Source organism: Nocardioides asiaticus, from assembly GCF_040049175.1.
Taxonomy (GTDB): domain Bacteria; phylum Actinomycetota; class Actinomycetes; order Propionibacteriales; family Nocardioidaceae; genus Nocardioides; species Nocardioides cheoyonin.
Window position 1 is genome coordinate 1 of sequence record NZ_JBDZDM010000006.1, and the last position, 17536, is coordinate 17536.

The following is a 17536-nucleotide window of genomic DNA, read 5'->3' on the forward strand; positions in this document are numbered from 1 at the left end:
CGCATCGCCGCCACCCTCAACCAGCGGCCACGGCCTACCCTGGACCTACAGACCCCAGCCCAACGGCTGGCCCAGCTGCTCGACCAAGCAGCCTGACCCAGCGTTGCTTCGACCGATTGACCTCGCCGACACTTCGCCTGTCACCCACGGAGCGATCTGTCACGGTGACACTTTGCTGAGCGGGCTCGTCGGCCCCGCCCGCACCGAGGCAGGCGGCGCTCAGCCGCAGACCGGGGCCTGCGGGAGCGGGGCAGGGACGCCGACGCCGGGCATGCCCAGCCCGACCGCGCGCGGCTCGGCCGGCCGGGCCTGGCGGGCCTCCCAGGCGTCGCCCGACCGCGTACGCCGTACGCCGAGCACCGGACCGTCGGCCACGAGGTGGTGGGGCGCGGCGTAGGTGACCTCGACGGTCACCATGTCGCCCGGCCGGATCTCAACGGGCTCGAGCCCCGTCGACGGCGCGGAGCTGCTCTGCCGGATCTCAGCGGAGCTGAAGTGCACGAGCCGGTTGTCGGGGGCTCGCCCGGTGAGCCGGTGGGTGGCGGAGTCCTTGCGGCCCTCGCCCTCGGCGACCATCAGCTCCACGGTGCGGCCGACCTGCCTCTTGTTCTCCTCCCACGCGATCTCGTTGACCACGTCGACGAGCCGCTGGTAGCGGTCGGAGACCACGGCCGGATCGACCTGGTCCTCGAGCGAGGCGGCGGGCGTGCCGGGGCGCTTGGAGTACTGGAACGTGAAGGCCGACGAGAAGCGCGCGGCGCGGACGACGTCGAGCGTCGCCTGGAAGTCCTCCTCGGTCTCGCCGGGGAAGCCCACGATGATGTCGGTCGTGATCGCCGCCTCCGGGATCGCTGCGCGCACCCGCTCGATGATCCCGAGGTACTTCCGCTGCCGGTAGGACCGCCGCATCGCGCGCAGCACGGCGTCCGAGCCGGACTGCAGCGGCATGTGCAGCGACGGCATCACGTTGGGCGTCTCGGCCATCGCCTCGATGACGTCGTCGGTGAACTCCGCGGGGTGGGGCGAGGTGAACCGCACCCGCTCGAGCCCCTCGATCTCGCCGCACGCGCGCAGCAGCTTCGAGAAGGCCTGGCGGTCGCCGAACTCGACGCCGTACGCGTTGACGTTCTGGCCGAGCAGGGTCACCTCGGTGACACCCTCGGCGACCAGCGCGCGGATCTCGGCGAGGATGTCGCCGGGCCGGCGGTCCTTCTCCTTGCCGCGCAACGACGGAACGATGCAGAACGTGCAGGTGTTGTTGCAGCCGACCGAGATCGACACCCAGGCGGCGTACGCCGACTCGCGCTTGGTCGGCAGGGTCGAGGGGAAGACCTCGAGCGACTCGAGGATCTCGACCTGCGCCTCCCCCTGCACCCGCGCGCGTTCGAGCAGCACCGGCAGCGAGCCGATGTTGTGGGTGCCGAAGACGACGTCGACCCACGGCGCCCGCGCGGTGATCGTGTCGCGGTCCTTCTGCGCGAGGCAGCCGCCGACGGCGATCTGCATGCCGGGCCGCTGCGCCTTGACCGGGGCGAGGTGGCCGAGGTTGCCGTACAGCTTGTTGTCGGCGTTCTCCCGCACCGCACAGGTGTTGAAGACGACCACGTCGGCCTGCTCGCCGTCGCCGGCCGGCGCGTAGCCCGCGTCCTCGAGCAGCCCGGACAGACGCTCGGAGTCGTGGACGTTCATCTGGCACCCGTAGGTGCGGACCTCGTAGGTGCGGGCGGCGGTCGACATAACGGCTTCAAGGGTACGGCGGCGGCCCCTGCCGCTCACAAACCACGCTGTGGCACGGTGGACCCGTGCGACGGCTCGCCTTCGTGCTCGCGACCGCGCCGCTGGTGCTCGCCGGCTGCGGCGGGTCGGACTCGCCCGCGGAGCCCGCCGCGAGCACGCCGGCGCGGATCACCGTGACCTCGCCGGCGGTCGCGAACGGCCGACTGCGTACGCCGTACACCTGCGACGGCGCGGGCGCGACGCCGAGGATCTCCTGGTCCGGGGTGCCCGGCGACGCCCAGGCGCTGGCGGTCGTCGTCGACGACCCGGACGCGCCGGGCGGGACCTACTACCACTGGGTGGTGCTCGACCTGCCGGCGACGGCGACCGGGCTGAACGAGCAGCGCGCGAGCGTCGACGGCACCGAGGCGTCGAACTCCGGCGACGACACCGGCTGGCAACCGGCCTGCCCGCCGGACGGGACCCACCACTACCGGTTCACCGTCTACGCCCTGAGCGCGCCCACCGGCCTGCGCGACGGCGCCGACCTGGACGACGCGCTGGCGGCGATCGACTCCACGACGGTCGCCCGCGGCACGCTCACGGCGACGTACGCCCGCTGACGGGCCCACGGCCCGGGCCGCGGAGCCGCTCGAACACGCATTCCATAGTTTGTCGATGCTTATTGGCGGGAGTCGTATCCCCCTCGCTAGGGTCTCCGGCCATGACAGTGCTGGAGCAAGAGCCCACGAGCGCCGCGCCGGGTGAGCCGCTGGTGGTCCTCGACCACGTGGACAAGCACTTCGGCTCCCTCCACGTGCTCAAGGACATCAACCTCTCCGTCAAGCGCGGCGAGGTGGTCGTCGTGATCGGCCCGTCGGGCTCGGGCAAGTCCACGCTGTGCCGCACCGTCAACCGGCTCGAGACGATCGACGCAGGACAGATCTCGCTCGACGGCAAGCCGCTGCCGGCGGAGGGCAAGGCGCTGGCCCGGCTGCGCGCCGAGGTCGGGATGGTCTTCCAGAGCTTCAACCTCTTCGCCCACAAGACGATCCTCGACAACGTCACCCTCGGCCCGATCAAGGTCCGCCATCAGAGGCGGGCTGATGCCGAGAAGAAGGCCAAGGAGCTCCTCGACCGGGTCGGCGTCGGCCAACAGGCCGGCAAGTATCCCGCCCAGCTCTCCGGCGGCCAGCAGCAGCGCGTCGCGATCGCCCGCGCGCTCGCGATGGAGCCGAAGGTGATGCTCTTCGACGAGCCGACCTCCGCACTCGACCCCGAGATGATCAAGGAGGTGCTCGACGTCATGGTCGACCTGGCCAAGCAGGGCATGACCATGGTCGTCGTCACCCACGAGATGGGCTTCGCGCGTACGGCGGCGGACCGGGTCGTGTTCATGGCCGACGGCCAGATCGTCGAGGAGGGGACTCCCGAGGAGTTCTTCACCAACCCGAAGAGCGACCGCGCCCGGGACTTCCTCGGCAAGATCCTCAAGCACTGAGCCCCGCACAGGATCGACACACAACCGAACAACAGAAGGTGGACACGATGCGTTTGACCAGGTTCAAGGCCTCCACGGTGGCCGTACTGGTGGCGGCGGGCCTCTCGGCCTGCGGCAACGCCGGCAGCGACGAGAGCTCCGGCCCCGACGTCGCGGTGTCGAGCAACGCCGCCGACAGCTTCGAGGACGGCACCCGGATGAAGGAGCTCGCCGAGTCCGGCACGATCACGATCGGCGTCAAGAAGGACCAGCCGGGCATCGGCTTCCAGGGCGCCGCCGACGACATCCCGGTCGGCTTCGACATCGAGATCGGCAAGATGCTCGCCGCCTCGCTCGGCATCAAGCCCGAGGACGTCGAGTGGAAGGAGACCATCTCCGACAACCGCGAGCCCTTCCTCGAGTCCGGTGAGGTCGACCTGGTGATCGCGTCGTACTCGATCACCGACGAGCGCCGTCAGGTCGTCGGCCAGGCCGGCCCGTACTACGTCACCGGCCAGCAGCTGCTCGTCCCCACGGACAGCGACATCGACAGCGTCGACGACGTCAAGGGCATGGACATCTGCTCGGTCACCGGCTCCACCTCACTCGAGCAGATCGAGGCCAAGGGCGCCAAGCCGCGCGGCTTCGAGACCTACTCGGACTGCGTGGACCAGGTCCTCAACGGCACGGTCGACGCGATGACCACCGACGGCGCGATCCTGATGGGGTACGCCGCCGAGCACCCCGACGACCTCAAGGTCGTGGTGAAGCCCTTCTCCGAGGAGCGGTACGGCGTGGGCTACTCGAAGAAGTACCCCGAGATGTGCCAGTGGATCCAGGACACCATCAAGGCGGCCGAGGACGACGGCAGCTGGGCGAAGGCGTTCGAGGCGACGCTCGGCAAGTCCGGCGTCGACACCCCCGAGCCGCCGGCGATGGACGACTGCCAGTCCTGACCGGCCGCTGATCCACGGGTGGCCGGCCCCCGGCGGGGCCGGCCACTGCCTCATCACGGGAAGGAGACCTGCGGTTCGTGAACCTGGTCTTCGAGCACTTCGACCTCTACCTGCGGGCCTTCGGCTGGACCGTCCTGCTCTTCCTCGCCTCCGCGGTCGCGTCGCTTGTCATCGGCACGATCCTCTCGGCGATGCGGGTCGGCCCCGTCCTCATCCTGCGCTGGGTGGCGGCCGTCTACGTGGCCGTCGTACGCAACACGCCGCTCGTGCTGTGGTTCCTGCTCATCGCGCAGGGCCTGCCGATGGTCGACATCACCTTCCGTGACGTCGAGAAGCTCCACATCGACTCCTACTACTTCCGCGCCTGCCTCGCCCTGACGCTCTACACCTCGACGTTCGTCGGCGAGGCGATCCGGTCCGGAATCAACTCCGTCGGCCTCGGTCAGGCGGAGGCGGCCCGCGCGATCGGGCTGACCTTCCTCGGCACGATGCGCAACGTCGTCCTGCCGCAGGCGTTCCGGGCGAGCGTGCCGCCGCTGGCGAGCGTCATGATCGCGCTCCTCAAGAACACCTCGGTCGCCTACGTCTTCGGCGTCTACGAGGCGACCACCCGGATGAAGTACTTCAGCAACATCACCGCCCGCGACGAGGGTGTCTTCATCCTCTTCGCCCTCGGGTACGTCGTGCTGGTCGAGCTGGTCTCGCTCGCCGCCGGCACGCTCGAGCGCCGTTGGAAGGTGGCCCGCGCATGAGCGAGCGTCAGCGAGCGACCATCAGATCGCTCAGGCCGCCGCGTCCGTATTCTTCTTTTCTTCTCACGGAGGCGGCGGCATGAGCAACGTCCTGTTCGACTCCCCCGGCCCGAGGACGAGGGCCCGCCACCTCGTCTACGCGATCCTCACCGTCGCTGCCGTCGCCGGCATCGCGGTCTGGTGGATCCTCCGGCTCAACGACCACGGCCAGCTCGACTACGACCTGTGGGAGCCGTTCGTCACCCCGAAGTACGTCGACACACTGCTCGTCGACGGACTCCTCCAGACCCTGAAGATGGCCGGGCTCTCGGTCCTCCTCGCCGTCGTCTTCGGTGCGGTCTGCGGCGTCGGGAAGCTCTCCGACCACGCCGCGGTGCGGTGGGTCTGCTGGCTCGTCGTGGAGTTCTTCCGCGCCGTGCCGGTGCTGCTGCTGATGATCTTCCTCTACTTCGCGTACGGCGTCGGCGAGTCCGGCATCGGCGCGTACTGGTGCGTGGTCATCGCCCTCACCCTGTACAACGGCTCGGTGCTCGCCGAGGTCTTCCGCGCCGGGATCCAGGCGGTCCCGAGGGGGCAGTCGGAGGCGGCGTACGCCATCGGGCTGCGGAAGACCCAGGTCATGACCGGGATCCTGCTGCCGCAGGGCGTGAAGATCATGCTGCCCGCGATCATCAGCCAGTGCGTCGTGGCGCTCAAGGACACCAGCCTCGGCTACGCGATCACCGCCCCCGGCCTGACGTACGTCGGCAAGCTGATCTACGGCGAGTTCCATAACCAGATCCCGACGATCGCCGTGCTCGCCGCGCTCTACATCGCCTGCAACCTGGTGCTCACGCTCATCGCCACCTGGGTCCAGCGCCGGCTGGTCGGCCGGCAGAAGCCGCTCGAGGTGTCGATGGTCGGCGCCGCTGCGGGCGAGGACGCGACGGCGCCGCTCTGACGGCGCGCCGGCTGGTCAGGTGCCGGTGAGCGCCCGCTCGGCGACGACGGTGGCGAACCGGTCGACGACCTCGCGCCACACGGGGGTCGAGATCGGCTCGTCGGCGACCGCGGCGGCGTACAGCTCGTCGCGGTCGTAGCCCTGCGCGCGGAGCTTGTCGGCGTCCCAGCGGAGCACCTGATCGGGCCCGATCTCGGGGTGGAACTGGGTGCCCCACGCGACCTCCCCGACCCGGAAGGCCTGGAACGGGCAGCGGTCGGTCTCGGCGAGCCACACCGCTCCGTCGGGGAGGGTGGTGACGGCGTCGGAGTGGTGCTCGATGGCGGGTACGACGGCGGGCAGCCCGCCGAACAGCGCGTCCGTCTCCGCGTCCGGCCGGAGCCGGACAGGCACGCTGCCGTTCTCCGTGGCCACGGCCGACTCGACCACGCCGCCGGCGACGTGCGCAAGCAGCTGGCCCCCGAGGCAGATGCCGAGCACCGGGCGGCCGGCGTCGAGCGCCTGCCCCACGAGCGACCGGGTCGCGGGCAGCCACGGCGCCCGGTCGTCCTCGTCGGGCAGGTAGCCGCCGCCCATCACCATCACCGCGTCGTGCGCCAGCGTGTCGGGGAGCGGCTGCTCGGCGGCGTACACCACCTCGAGGCGGAGCCCGGCCCCGGCCAGCCAGTCGCCGACCCGCCGCGGACCGCCGCCGGGCGAGTTCTGCACGACGAGGACGGTCGGGGCGGAAGTCGTGGTGGACACGCCCCGCAGGCTAGCGGCCCCAGGTGACGTCCTACGCGTGCGCGGCGTTCGGCGCCGCCGTCCGCGCGGCGTCCTTCTTCGGGGTGACCCAGAGCTTGATGACGCCGTCGACGACGACGGCGCCGTCGTCGCGGACGGCCCGCACGCGGACCGGGAGGTCGGGGTCCTCGGAGTCCCACTGCGCCTGGTCGGTCTCGGCGATGCAGGTAATGTCGCTGGTCGCCTTCGCGGTGTAGGCGACCTCCATCCCCTTCGGGATCCAGCGCTTGTCGGGCGATATCGAGGCCTCGGCGAGCGCCCCCATCGCCATCTCGAGGCCGTTGCACAGCGCGATCGCGTGGACGGTGCCGATGTGGTTGTGGTTGCTGCGCCGGTTCGGCACGACGACCTCGGCGTAGTTGGGCCGCAGCTCGACGACGCGCGGGTGGATGGAGCCGAAGTACGGCGCCTTGCGGCTGAACGCGAAGGTGAAGACCCGCGTGCCGACGGCGGGGCCGACGACCGGCAGCCCGGTCACGGTCTTCCAGAAGTCGTAGAGCTGCGTCATGCCGCAACTTTAGCGGCGCGCATTACCGGCCGGTAACCGAGTCCCGATGCGCTCAGGAGAGGGACAGGAAGACCCGCTCGAGCTCGGCGAGCTCCTCGGCCGGCGCGCCCTCGGTGGCACGCTTGCGCAGCTCGCCGGCGAGCATCGCGAAGGCAGCCTTGTCGAGGGCCCGGGTGACCGCCTTGAGCTGGGAGACGATGTCGGCGAGGTCGCGCCCCTCCTCGATCATCCGGAGGACGCCACCGAGCTGCCCCTGGGCACGGCGTACGCGATTCAGGACACCGGTCGTGTCCGAGTCACGCTGCCGGGGGACGCTCACGTCGTCGGTCAAGGATCTCGCCTTTCGCGCAGGGGTCATCCGCAAGTCCGGTATCCCCCCAGTCGCATTACCAACGTCCCAGCGCGCGAATCGTTACACGCGCGGGGGCAGGGGCCAGACCACCTCGATGCGGTTCCCGAACGGGTCGTGCACGTGGAACCGCTGGAACGTCTCTGCATTGTGCCGCTGCGACCAGTCCACGTCGAAGCCCATTCCCGCGAGCCGAGCACCGAGCTCCTCGAGCTCGGCCCCGGTCTCGACCGCGAGCGCCGGGTGCGCCCGCTGCGGCGGACGGTGCGGATCCTCGACGCCGAGGTGCAGCTCTGCACCACCCGGCGCCCGGAACCAGGCCCCACCGCGATTCGCGAGCTCGGCCGGCTTGGCCACCTCCGCCAGCCCGAGCCCGTCGACGTAGAACCGCCGGGCCCGGTCCTCGCCACCGGCGGGCATCCCGACCTGTACGTGATGGATCCTCATCAGCTCTCCTTCGGGACGGCAGCGGTCGACACAGGGGATCATGCGCCCAGCACCCGGGCGACACAGAAGATCCGGCGGAACGGGAGCACGACCCGCCCCTCGCGGGGCGGGTAGGCCACGGCGAGCCGGCGCTTGAGCTCCGCGGCGTACGCCGGCCGGAGCGACTCGGGCAGGGCGGCCATCGTCGGCCGCAGGCTGGTGCCGGAGATCCACTCGAAGACGGGGTCCTCACCGGTCAGGACGTGCAGGTACGTCGTCTCCCACGCGTCCACCTCGCAGCCGGCGGCGGTCAGGGCGTCGAGGTAGACGGCCGGGTCGTGGGAGCTCGGCCGGGCGGCGTCGCCGGCGTACGCCGCATAGGGCTCCTCGGCGGACAGCTCGGCGCGGAGCGTGTGGCTCGGCTCGTCGAAGTTGCCGGGCACCTGGAAGGCGAACCACCCGTCGGGGGCGAGGCTGCGGACGAGCTCAGGGAACAGCTCGAGGTGGCCGGGGACCCACTGGAGCGTGGCGTTGGAGACGAGCACGTCGACGCTTCCGGGCTCGGTGTCGCGCGCCCAGTCGCGCAGGTCGGCGACCTCGAACCCGATCGCGGGGACGCTCGCGCGGGCCTTCTCGATCATCGGCTCGCTGCTGTCGACGCCGGTGACCACGGCGTCGGGCCAGCGCTCGGCGAGCAGGGCGGTGAGGTTGCCGGGGCCGCAGCCGAGGTCGACGACCGCCCCGGGCGCGTCGGCGCCTACCCGGGCGAGCAGCTCGACGAACGGCCGGCCGCGCTCGTCGGCGTAGGCGAGGTAGCGGTCCGGGTCCCAGGCGTGCGCCATGGCTCCTCCAAGTATCTTGATGTCGAGATATCTCCACCTTGGCACCGATAAGTCTCGACGTCAAGATTCTCGACGGGTCGGACATCCGCTAGTCTCGCCTGCATGAGGGACGAGGTCGACGACCTGAGCGAGGCCTGGGCCCGGGAGCGCCCGGACCTCGACCTCGCGCCCGTCGCCGTCTTCTCCCGGCTCTCCCGGCTCAGCCGGCGACTCGACCTGGCCCGCCGGAACGCGTTCACCGCCCACGGGATCGAGTCCTGGGAGTTCGACGTCCTCGCGGCGCTGCGACGCGCCGGGGAGCCCTACGAGCTCTCCCCCGGACGGCTGCTGCGCGAGACGCTCGTGACGAGCGGGACCATGACCAACCGCGTCGACCGGCTCACCGCCCGGGGCCTGGTCGAACGGCTGCCCGACCCCGCCGACCGCCGCGGCGTACTCGTCCGGCTCACCCCCGAGGGGAAGGCGGCCGTCGACGGCGCCTTCGAGGCGCTGCTCGCGGCCGAACGGGAATTCCTCAGCGGCCTCGACGAGCGTCAGCAGGACCAGCTCGCGTCGCTGCTGCGGACGCTGCTGGTGCCGTTCTCGGAGCGGTGATGGGCCGCCGGGTTTCCCCGGCCGGCCGGGGAAACCTGACCTTGTGGGCTGTCCAGACACCCCACAAGGTCCAATTTCCCCTGACAATCTCCGCCGCCGCGACGACGGCCGCCCCTACTCCAGCGCCTCGGCGGCCTCGAGCCACTCGAGCTCGAGCGACTCCTTCTCCGCCGAGAGCGCGTCGAGCTCGGCGGACAGCTCCGCCAGCCGGCCGTAGTCGCTGGCGCTCTCCGCGATCGCAGCGTTGAGCTTGGCCTCCTGATCGGCGATCCGCTCGAGCTGGCGGTCGATCCGCGCGATGGCCTTCTTCGCCGCGCGCTCCTCGGCCGAGCCGGGCTTCGCGCTGGGCGCCGGCAGCGGTGGCCGGGCAACCGACGGCGTGCCCGACCCGGTTGCTGATCCACCGCCGTCCCCGGACAGCGGTGAGCGAGCAACCGATCGGCCCGGCCATCCGGTTGCAGATCCACCGCTGGCAGCGCCGGCGGCGCCGGCGGCATCGGCAGCGAGGGCAGCGGCGCGGCGCTCGAGGTACTCGTCGACGCCGCGCGGCAGCATCGAGATCCGGCCGTCGCCGAGCAGTGCCCAGACCGAGTCGGTGACCCGCTCGAGGAAGTAGCGGTCGTGCGAGACCACGACCAGCGTGCCGGGCCAGGCGTCGAGGAAGTCCTCGAGCACGTTCAGCGTCTCGATGTCGAGGTCGTTGGTCGGCTCGTCGAGCAGCAGCACGTTGGGCTCGGTGAGCAGGAGCCGCAGCAGCTGGAACCGGCGCCGCTCGCCGCCCGACAGGTCGCCGATCCTGGCGACCAGCTTGTCGCCGGTGAAGCCGAACCGCTCCAGCAGCGCGGTGGCGGTCAGCTCCTGCCCGTCGACGGTCCTCGTCGTACGCCGGATCGACTCCAGCGTCGGCAGGACGCGCGCCTCCGGGTCCTCGACCTCGACCTCCTGGGTGAGGTGCTGCATGGCGATGGTGCGGCCGTGGCGCACCCGGCCGGCCGCCGGCGCCAGCTCTCCGGCCAGCAGCGAGAGCACCGAGGTCTTGCCGGCCCCGTTGACGCCGACGATCCCGATCCGATCACCGGGCCCGATCCGCCAGGTGGCGTGCGACAGCAGCTGCCGCTCGCCTCGGAACAGGTCGACGTCCTCGACGTCGATGACGTCCTTGCCGAGCCGCTGGGTCGCGAACCGCTGCAGCTGCAGCCGGTCCCGAGGCGGGGGTACGTCCTCGATGAGCGCGTTGGCCGCCTCGATGCGGAACCTCGGCTTCGACGTCCGCGCCGGCGCCCCGCGCCGCAGCCACGCCAGCTCCTTGCGGACGAGGTTCTGGCGGCGGACCTCGCTCGCGGCCGCCTGCCGCTGCCGCTCCGCCTTCGCGAGCACGAAGGCGGCGTAGCCGCCCTCGTACGCGTCGACCACGCCGTCGTGCACCTCCCACGTCCACTGGCAGACGGCGTCGAGGAACCACCGGTCGTGGGTGACGACGACGAGCGCGGACGTACGCCGGACGAGGTGCTGCGCCAGCCAGGAGACCGCCTCCACGTCGAGGTGGTTGGTGGGCTCGTCGAGCACGAGCAGGTCGTGGTCGCCCAGCAGCAGCTCGGCGAGGGCACAGCGCCGCCGCTCACCGCCGGACAGACCGACGATCGCGCGGTCGAGCTCGATCCCGGCGAGCAGCACCTCCACGATCTCGCGCAGCCGCGGGTCGGCCGCCCACTCGTGGTCGGAGCGACCGCCGAGGACCGCCTCGCGGACGGTGTGCGTGTCCTGCAGCGTGTCGCCCTGGTGCAGGTAGCCGGTCAGCAGCCCGCGCTGCTGCGACACCCGGCCGGAGTCCGGCTCCTCGAGACCGGTCATCACCTCCAGCAGCGTGGTCTTGCCGTCGCCGTTACGGCCCACGATGCCGACGCGGTCGCCGGCGTTGATGCCGAGCGAGACGTCCCGCAGCAGCGGGCGGACGCCGTACGCCTTCGAGACCTGCTCGAGGTTGAGAAGATTCGCCATGTCCCCTCCATTGTCCGGGAGGACACCAGCCCGGCACGAACCGTCGGCTGGCCTGACGCCGCGGCGTCAGGCGTAGGAGACGACGTGCGCGCCCGCCACCGGCGCGGCGGCCACCCGGACGTCCGGGTGGCCGTCGCGCAGGGCGGCGGCGACGGCGCGGGCGTTGTCGGCGTCCTCGCAGAGGTAGAGCGTCGTGGGGCCCGAGCCGGACACCATCGCGATGATCGCGCCCGCGCGCATCCCCGCCTGCAGCGTGTCCTCGAGCTCGGGCCGCAGGTCGAGGGTGGCGTCCTCGAGGTCGTTGCGGACCGCGACGGCGAGGTGGTCCGGCACGCCGCGGCGCAGCGCGTCGTACATCACCGCCGGGATCTCCGGCACCGGCGGCGACGGATGGAGGCGGTCGTACGCCGCGTAGACCGATGGCGTCGAGAGCCCCTCGTCGTCGGGGACGACGACCCACCACCAGGAGCCGTCGTCCTGGAGCGGCGTGACGACCTCGCCGCGCCCGGAGCCGGCGGCGGTGCCGCCGACCAGCGCGAACGGCACGTCGGAGCCGAGACCGGCGGCGAGGGTCAGCAGGTCGTGGTCGGAGGTGCCCAGCTCCCACAGCCGGTCGAGAGCGACCAGGGTGGCGGCCGCGTCGGCAGAGCCGCCCGCCATGCCTCCGGCGACGGGGATGCCCTTGTGGATCTCGATCCGGGCCCGCCGGTCGATGCCGTGGTGGGCGACGAGCGCGCGGCCGGCCTTGACCGCGAGGTTGCTGTCGTCGAGGGGTACGCCGGCGATCGGCTCGCTCAGCACGACCGACCAGTCCTCGGCATCGGTGACGGTGACGTCGTCGTACAGCCCCACGGCCTGGTAGACCGTCGCGAGCGGATGGAAGCCGTCGGGACGGCGCGGACCGACCCCGAGGTAGAGGTTGATCTTGGCCGGCGCACGCACCGTCACGCTCATGCAGGCTCCTCCAGGGACCCCAGAGCGGACAGCGCGAGCGTGATCCGGACGAAGGCGTGGATGTCGAGCGACTCCCCGCGGGCGAGCGGGTCGACCCCGGCTGCGCGGAGCGCCTCCTCGGCCCGCTGCGCCGAGCCGGCGAGCGGCCTGAGGACGCCGCGGAGCGCCTTGCGGCGCTGGGCGAACGCGGCGTCCACGACGGCGAACACCTGCTCCCGGGACACCGCCGTCGTCGGCGGCTCGCGGTGGGTCCAGGCGACCAGCCCCGAGTCGACGTTGGGCGCCGGCCAGAACACATTGCGGCCGACGGCGCCGGCGCGGCGTACGTCGGCGAACCAGGCGGCCTTCACGCTCGGGACGCCGTAGACCTTCGAGCCGGGCGGTGCCGCCAGCCGGTCGGCCACCTCGGACTGCACCATGACGAGTCCCTTGCGCAGCGACGGCAGCAGGGCCATCAGGTGGAGCAGGACGGGGACGGCCACGTTGTAGGGCAGGTTCGCGACCAGCGCCGTCGGCGGCGGCCCCGGCACCTCGGCGACCCGCAGCGCGTCCGCGTGGACCACCTCGAAGCCGCCGGCCTGTGCGGGCGCGCGGTCGGCGACGGTCGCCGGGAGCCGCGCCGCCAGGACGGGGTCGACCTCGATCGCCGTGACCCGGCCGGCCACCTCGAGCAGGGCCAGCGTCAGCGACCCGAGCCCGGGGCCGACCTCGACCACCACGTCCTCGGTCCCGACACCGGACTCGCGCACGATGCGCCGCACGGTGTTGGGATCGATGACGAAGTTCTGCCCGCGCTGCTTCGTCGGCCGCAGGTCGAGCTCGGCGGCCAGGGCCCGCACCTCCGCCGGCCCCAGGAGCCGGGGCGCGGAGGAGGCGGTCATGGCGGAGAGCCTAGTGGCCCGCCGAGTCGGCGCTTGCGCACGTCGCACGTACGCCGAGTCGGCGCTTGCGCACGCGTCAGGCGAGCTTGCCGCAGACCGGCCAGGCGCCGTAGCCGCCCTCGGCGGCACGGACGCGCTCGGCGACCGCGATCTGCGCCTCGCGGCTGTTCTGGTCCGGGCGACCGCTGCCGCCGTACGCCTGCCAGGTGGAGAGGCTGAACTGCAGACCGCCGTAGTAGCCGTTGCCGGTGTTCGCCGCCCAGTTGCCGCCGGACTCGCACTGCGCGATCCGGTCCCAGGCGGTGTTGCCGGAGGCGTAGTTGGTGGTCACCGGGCGGGCCTTCGTGCCGACCTTGACGATCTTCGGCTGGGCCTCGGTGACGGTCCGCGACCTCACGACGGCCTTCTTGATGGCCTCGCCGTTGCGGTAGACGATCCGGTAGGTCACGTCGCGTACGCCGTCCTGGCCGTCGGAGACGACCTTGGTCTCGCCCTTGTAGAGCGAGGAGTCCTCGCGCTCCTCGGTCGGCGCGGCCACGGTCTCGTGGGAGTCCCGCCTGATGACGGTCTTGAAGTCGGTGAAGACGATCTTGTCGCCGTCGTGGAGCATGGCGCCCGGCCGGGGGCTGACCTCGTCGTGGCCCTTGGGGTGTACGCCGAGCTCGTCTAGCGCGTCGAGCACGGTCAGCGCGGTGATCGTGCGCTTGACCGGCTTGTGCCCGGCGAGGCTGACCTTGACGGTCTTGGGCGTGATGATCTTCAGCGACATGCCGTCGCGGCCGATCGAGGCGCCGCGGCTGGTGGAGAGGTCGGCGCCGCCGCCGAAGCTGCGGCCGATCTCCTGGAGTGCGCTGCTGACGTCGGTCGCCGTCACCCAGTAGGTGTGGTCCTTGCCGTCGACGGCGAGCTCGAGCTTGCGGCCGTACTTCACCGAGATGGCGCTGCCGTCCTCGACCTTCGTGTCGAGGCTCGGCGCGACCTGGTCGTGGGCGTCGAGGTGGATGCCCTCGTGGTCGAGGACGTCGCCGACGGTCGACGACATCGAGCTGACCTCGTGGGACTTGCCGTCGACGGTGAGGGTCACGTTGGTCGAGAGGCTCTGGTAGCCCCAGGTTGCCCCGCCTGCCGCGAGAGCGGCCACGGCGACCAGTCCGATGAGGACCGGACGGCTCCGGCGCGAGTGGGAGAAGGTGCTGATCTTGCTGAGGGCGCGGCCGAAGACCGAGGTGCTGCTGGACGCCACGTTGCTCCGATGTTCGTGCTCTCCGGGCACGGGTGCCGACGCCCGAGGTCCCCTGTCGTGTCCTGTGAGCGGCGGCCGGTGATGCTCCCGATCCCGGCTGTCTAGTCCATCACCCGAACAAATCCCGTCGCCCAAATGCAAGTTCGCGACGGTTCTTTTACCTGGACCGGCCGGTAACATCGCGATCCGTTGTCCTACGGTTCGCGCGCGTGCGCGGCTGCGGATGCCCGAGGCGCCGTCCGCCGAGGCCGTCGCCGTACGCCAGATGTTCCAGCGTCATCACGGCGAGACCGGTCCATCTCTGTCCGTGAGCGATTCCTGAGAAATTCTTTACAAACGTTCAGGATTCTGGTGAGGTCCGCCGTTGGCACACCCCAGCAGGGGCTGGTCGTCACGCTTGTGATCTCGACCGCCTGGCGTCGCCGTTGCGGGCATCTGGCCGAGTTGGCCTACCAGGCTCCGCCGAAGGCGGCGTCGGTGTTGGCGTCGACGGCGTGGCAGAGCTCCCCGAGGTCCTCGCGGCGTACGTCGGCCATGAGCCGCATCGTCAGCGGGACCAGGTAGGAGGCGTTGGGGGCGCCGCGGTGCGGCATGGGGGTGAGGTACGGCGCGTCGGTCTCGACCAGGACGCGATCCTGCGGCACGACGCGGAGCGCGTCGCGCAGCGGCTCGGCGTTCTTGAACGTGACGGTGCCGGCGAAGGAGAGGTAGGCGCCACGGTCCAGGCACGCCTTCGCGAAGTCGGCGTCGCCGGAGAAGCAGTGCATGACCCAGCGCTCGGGCGGCCCGACCTGGTCGATCACCTCGAGCACCGCCTCGTGGGCGTCCCGGTCGTGGATGACGAGGGTCTTGTCGAGCCGCTTGGCGAGCTCGATGTGGCGGCGGAACGAGTACGCCTGCGTCTCGCGGCCCTCCTCGCCGGTGCGGAAGAAGTCCAGCCCGGTCTCGCCGACCGCGCGCACCCGCTCGTGGCCGGCGAGGTCCTCGATCTCGGCGAGCGCCTCCTCGAGGTCGTCGTGGAGCGGTGCGTCGTTCGGGTGGAGCGCGACGCCCGCGACGATCGCGTCGTACGCCGCCGCGGTCTCCACCGCCCAGCGCGCGCCGGGGAGGTCGCAGCCGATCTGCACGATCCGGGCGACGCCCACGGAGGACGCGCGGGCCAGCGCCTCCTCGACGGGCAGCGCCGCGGCCGACCGGCCCAGGTCGAGGTGGCAGTGGTTGTCGACGACCGACGCCGGCAGCGGCTCGGGGACGGGCGGGTACTCCTCCCGGCTCACGCCGCCGCCTCCGTGGAAGGACAGAGAGAATACGGACGCGGCGGCCTGAGAGATCTGACGGTCGCTCGCTGGCGCTCGCTCATGCGCCTCCGATCCGGTTGAGGATCGCCTCGGCCGCGGCCTCGGGGGCCTGGGTCGGGATCCAGTGGCTGACGCCGGTCAGCTCGACGTACTCGTACGGGCCTCTGACGTGCCGCGCGGTGCGCTCGACGCCGAGCCGGTCGATGGCCGTGTCACGGTCGCTCCACACCATCGTCGTCGGCACCTCGACCGGCGCGGCGCTGCCCATGCCGCGGATGGTGAGCGGCAGGGCGCGGTACCACATCAGCGCACCGGGCAGGGCGCCGTCGTCGACGATCTCCTGGCGGTAGCGGGCCAGCTCCTCCTCGGTCATCCCCGAGGAGCGCAGCATCCGGTCGACGAGGCCGCCGGGCTGGGCGGCGAGCCTCTCCGGGAGGCCGGGGATGTTGAAGGCGGCCATGTACCACGACTTCGGGCCCTGCGGGCCGAGGAGCGCGCTGGCGTACGCCGCCGGGTGCGGCACGGAGAACGCCGTCCAGGTCGTGACCAGATCGGGGCGGTGGGCGGCGACGAACCAGCCGACCGCGGCACCCCAGTCGTGGCCGACGAGGTGGACGGGCCCGCCGACCGCCTCGATCAGCGCGATCACGTCGCCGGCGAGCTTGGGAGTCACGTAGTCGTGCCGGCGGCCGGGCCGGGCGTGCGGCGAGTAGCCGCGCTGGTCGGGCGCGAGGGTGCGCACGCCGTGCTCGTGGAGCAGCGGCGCCACCTTCCGCCAGGACGTCGCCCGCTCGGGGAAGCCGTGCAGCAGCACGACCGTCTTGTCGGGAGCCGCGTCCAGCGGGCCCTCGTCGATCACGTCGAAGAGCAGCCCCTCGTGGGTGTAGGTCGTGACGCGCTCCGGCACCAGCTCGCTCATCCCCTGCCTCCTTCGATCGGCTTGTGCACAGCGTCGTACACCTCGCGCTTGGGTACCCCTGCCACCTTCGCCACCTCCACGATCGCCTCCTTGCGGCTCGTGCCGTCCTGCTCCAGCTCGGCGACCGCGGCCCGCAGGCTGGCCGGGTCGGCGTCGATCGCGGCCACCGGCGTCGTCCCGGAGACGACGATCGTCACCTCGCCGCGTACGCCGTCTGCGGCCCAGGCGACGAGGTCGCCGAGCAGACCCCGGCGTACCTCCTCGTGGGTCTTGGTCAGCTCCCGGCACACCGCCGCCGCGCGGCCCTCGCCGAAGGCGTCGCGCATCGCGGTCAGCGCCGCCTCGGTGCGGTGCGGGGCCTCGAAGAAGACCATCGTCCGCTCCTCGCGCGCGAGCGCCGCGAGCCGGCGCGACCGCTCGCCGGCCTTGCGCGGCAGGAAGCCCTCGAAGCAGAACCGGTCGACCGGCAGCCCGCTGACCGCGAGCGCGGTGAGGACGGCGCTCGGGCCCGGCACGGCAGTGACGTGGACGTCGTGCTCCACCGCCGCTGCGACGAGGCGGTAGCCCGGGTCGGACACGCTCGGCATCCCCGCGTCGGTGACCAGTACGACCCTGCTGCCGCCGAGCAGCTCGTCGAGCAGCGCCGGCGTGCGGGCCTGCTCGTTGCCCTCGAAGTACGACACGACCCGCCCGGAGACCGACACGCCGAGCTCGGTCGTCAGCCGCTTGAGCCGGCGGGTGTCCTCGGCGGCGACGACGTCGGCCTTCGCCAGCTCCTCGGCGAGCCGTGGCGGCGCGTCGTCCACCTGGCCGATCGGGGTGGCGGCGAGGACGAGGACGCCGGCCGGCCCGGGCTGCTCGGTGCTCACGGAGCCGATTGTGTCAGCCCGTAGAGTG

The 17536-nt window shown here is 71.8% G+C and carries 19 protein-coding genes; 6 read left to right on the forward strand and 13 right to left on the reverse strand.

The features are described from left to right. Positions 1–219 precede the first annotated feature (219 nt). Complete coding sequence (miaB, locus tag ABLE53_RS20090; RefSeq protein WP_348860928.1) at positions 220–1737, reverse strand: tRNA (N6-isopentenyl adenosine(37)-C2)-methylthiotransferase MiaB; 1518 nt, start codon at positions 1735–1737, stop codon at positions 220–222. A gap of 65 nt (positions 1738–1802) precedes the next feature. Here miaB and ABLE53_RS20095 point away from each other — a divergent pair, with 65 nt between their 5' ends. The 5 genes from ABLE53_RS20095 (at position 1803) to ABLE53_RS20115 (ending at position 5844) form a co-directional block, all read left to right on the forward strand. Then, on the forward strand, positions 1803–2339 hold the full coding sequence (locus ABLE53_RS20095) for a YbhB/YbcL family Raf kinase inhibitor-like protein (RefSeq protein WP_348860929.1): 537 nt from the start codon (positions 1803–1805) through the stop codon (positions 2337–2339). 101 nt (positions 2340–2440) lie between these two features. Then, a complete protein-coding gene (locus ABLE53_RS20100) occupies positions 2441–3217 on the forward strand; it encodes an amino acid ABC transporter ATP-binding protein (RefSeq protein WP_425474897.1) in 777 nt (258 codons plus the stop codon). A gap of 47 nt (positions 3218–3264) precedes the next feature. Further along, positions 3265–4152, forward strand: coding sequence for a glutamate ABC transporter substrate-binding protein (locus ABLE53_RS20105; protein WP_348860930.1), 888 nt, complete (start codon positions 3265–3267; stop codon positions 4150–4152). 77 nt (positions 4153–4229) lie between these two features. Beyond that, positions 4230–4904 carry an amino acid ABC transporter permease gene (locus tag ABLE53_RS20110; RefSeq protein ID WP_348860931.1) on the forward strand — a complete coding sequence of 225 codons (675 nt, stop codon included), beginning with the start codon at positions 4230–4232 and terminating at the stop codon, positions 4902–4904. A gap of 79 nt (positions 4905–4983) precedes the next feature. Then, complete coding sequence (locus ABLE53_RS20115) at positions 4984–5844, forward strand: amino acid ABC transporter permease (protein ID WP_348860932.1); 861 nt, start codon at positions 4984–4986, stop codon at positions 5842–5844. A gap of 15 nt (positions 5845–5859) precedes the next feature. Here ABLE53_RS20115 and ABLE53_RS20120 read toward each other — a convergent pair whose 3' ends face one another. From ABLE53_RS20120 to ABLE53_RS20140, 5 genes are all read right to left on the reverse strand, one after another. Continuing rightward, the gene (locus ABLE53_RS20120; RefSeq protein WP_348860933.1) at positions 5860–6588 is read right to left on the reverse strand and encodes a type 1 glutamine amidotransferase; all 729 of its coding nucleotides are present in this window, start codon (positions 6586–6588) and stop codon (positions 5860–5862) included. Positions 6589–6619: 31 nt separating this feature from the next. After that, positions 6620–7135, reverse strand: a complete 516-nt coding sequence (locus tag ABLE53_RS20125) for a hotdog fold domain-containing protein (protein ID WP_348860934.1) — start codon at positions 7133–7135, stop codon at positions 6620–6622. A 52-nt stretch (positions 7136–7187) separates the two neighbouring features. Further along, on the reverse strand, positions 7188–7466 hold the full coding sequence (locus ABLE53_RS20130) for a metal-sensitive transcriptional regulator (RefSeq protein WP_348860935.1): 279 nt from the start codon (positions 7464–7466) through the stop codon (positions 7188–7190). Between the two features lie 81 nt (positions 7467–7547). After that, positions 7548–7931 (reverse strand): VOC family protein, encoded by a 384-nt coding sequence (locus ABLE53_RS20135; RefSeq protein ID WP_348860936.1) that lies wholly within the window; start codon positions 7929–7931, stop codon positions 7548–7550. Between the two features lie 38 nt (positions 7932–7969). Continuing rightward, positions 7970–8752: a methyltransferase domain-containing protein gene (locus tag ABLE53_RS20140; RefSeq protein ID WP_348860937.1), complete on the reverse strand. Its 783-nt coding sequence runs from the start codon at positions 8750–8752 to the stop codon at positions 7970–7972. Positions 8753–8854: 102 nt separating this feature from the next. On the opposite strand from ABLE53_RS20140, the gene ABLE53_RS20145 reads away from it, so the two are divergent. Beyond that, entirely contained in the window at positions 8855–9346 is a 492-nt protein-coding gene (locus tag ABLE53_RS20145) for a MarR family winged helix-turn-helix transcriptional regulator (protein ID WP_348860938.1), read from the forward strand. 114 nt (positions 9347–9460) lie between these two features. On the opposite strand, the gene ABLE53_RS20150 is transcribed toward ABLE53_RS20145, so the two are convergent. From ABLE53_RS20150 to rsmI, 7 genes are all read right to left on the reverse strand, one after another. Continuing rightward, positions 9461–11344, reverse strand: coding sequence for an ABC-F family ATP-binding cassette domain-containing protein (locus ABLE53_RS20150; protein ID WP_348860939.1), 1884 nt, complete (start codon positions 11342–11344; stop codon positions 9461–9463). Between the two features lie 66 nt (positions 11345–11410). Next, entirely contained in the window at positions 11411–12298 is an 888-nt protein-coding gene (locus tag ABLE53_RS20155; RefSeq protein WP_348860940.1) for a 4-(cytidine 5'-diphospho)-2-C-methyl-D-erythritol kinase, read from the reverse strand. After that, the gene (gene rsmA, locus ABLE53_RS20160; protein WP_348860941.1) at positions 12295–13179 is read right to left on the reverse strand and encodes a 16S rRNA (adenine(1518)-N(6)/adenine(1519)-N(6))-dimethyltransferase RsmA; all 885 of its coding nucleotides are present in this window, start codon (positions 13177–13179) and stop codon (positions 12295–12297) included. The genes ABLE53_RS20155 and rsmA overlap by 4 nt, the downstream gene beginning before the upstream one ends. A gap of 76 nt (positions 13180–13255) precedes the next feature. After that, positions 13256–14422 (reverse strand): resuscitation-promoting factor, encoded by a 1167-nt coding sequence (locus tag ABLE53_RS20165; protein ID WP_348860942.1) that lies wholly within the window; start codon positions 14420–14422, stop codon positions 13256–13258. A 449-nt stretch (positions 14423–14871) separates the two neighbouring features. Continuing rightward, a complete protein-coding gene (locus ABLE53_RS20170; RefSeq protein ID WP_348860943.1) occupies positions 14872–15699 on the reverse strand; it encodes a TatD family hydrolase in 828 nt (275 codons plus the stop codon). Positions 15700–15778: 79 nt separating this feature from the next. Then, a complete protein-coding gene (locus tag ABLE53_RS20175) occupies positions 15779–16639 on the reverse strand; it encodes an alpha/beta fold hydrolase (RefSeq protein ID WP_348860944.1) in 861 nt (286 codons plus the stop codon). After that, positions 16636–17508, reverse strand: a complete 873-nt coding sequence (gene rsmI, locus ABLE53_RS20180; protein WP_348860945.1) for a 16S rRNA (cytidine(1402)-2'-O)-methyltransferase — start codon at positions 17506–17508, stop codon at positions 16636–16638. Before rsmI ends, ABLE53_RS20175 begins: the two co-directional genes overlap by 4 nt. Between the last annotated feature and the right edge of the window lie 28 nt (positions 17509–17536).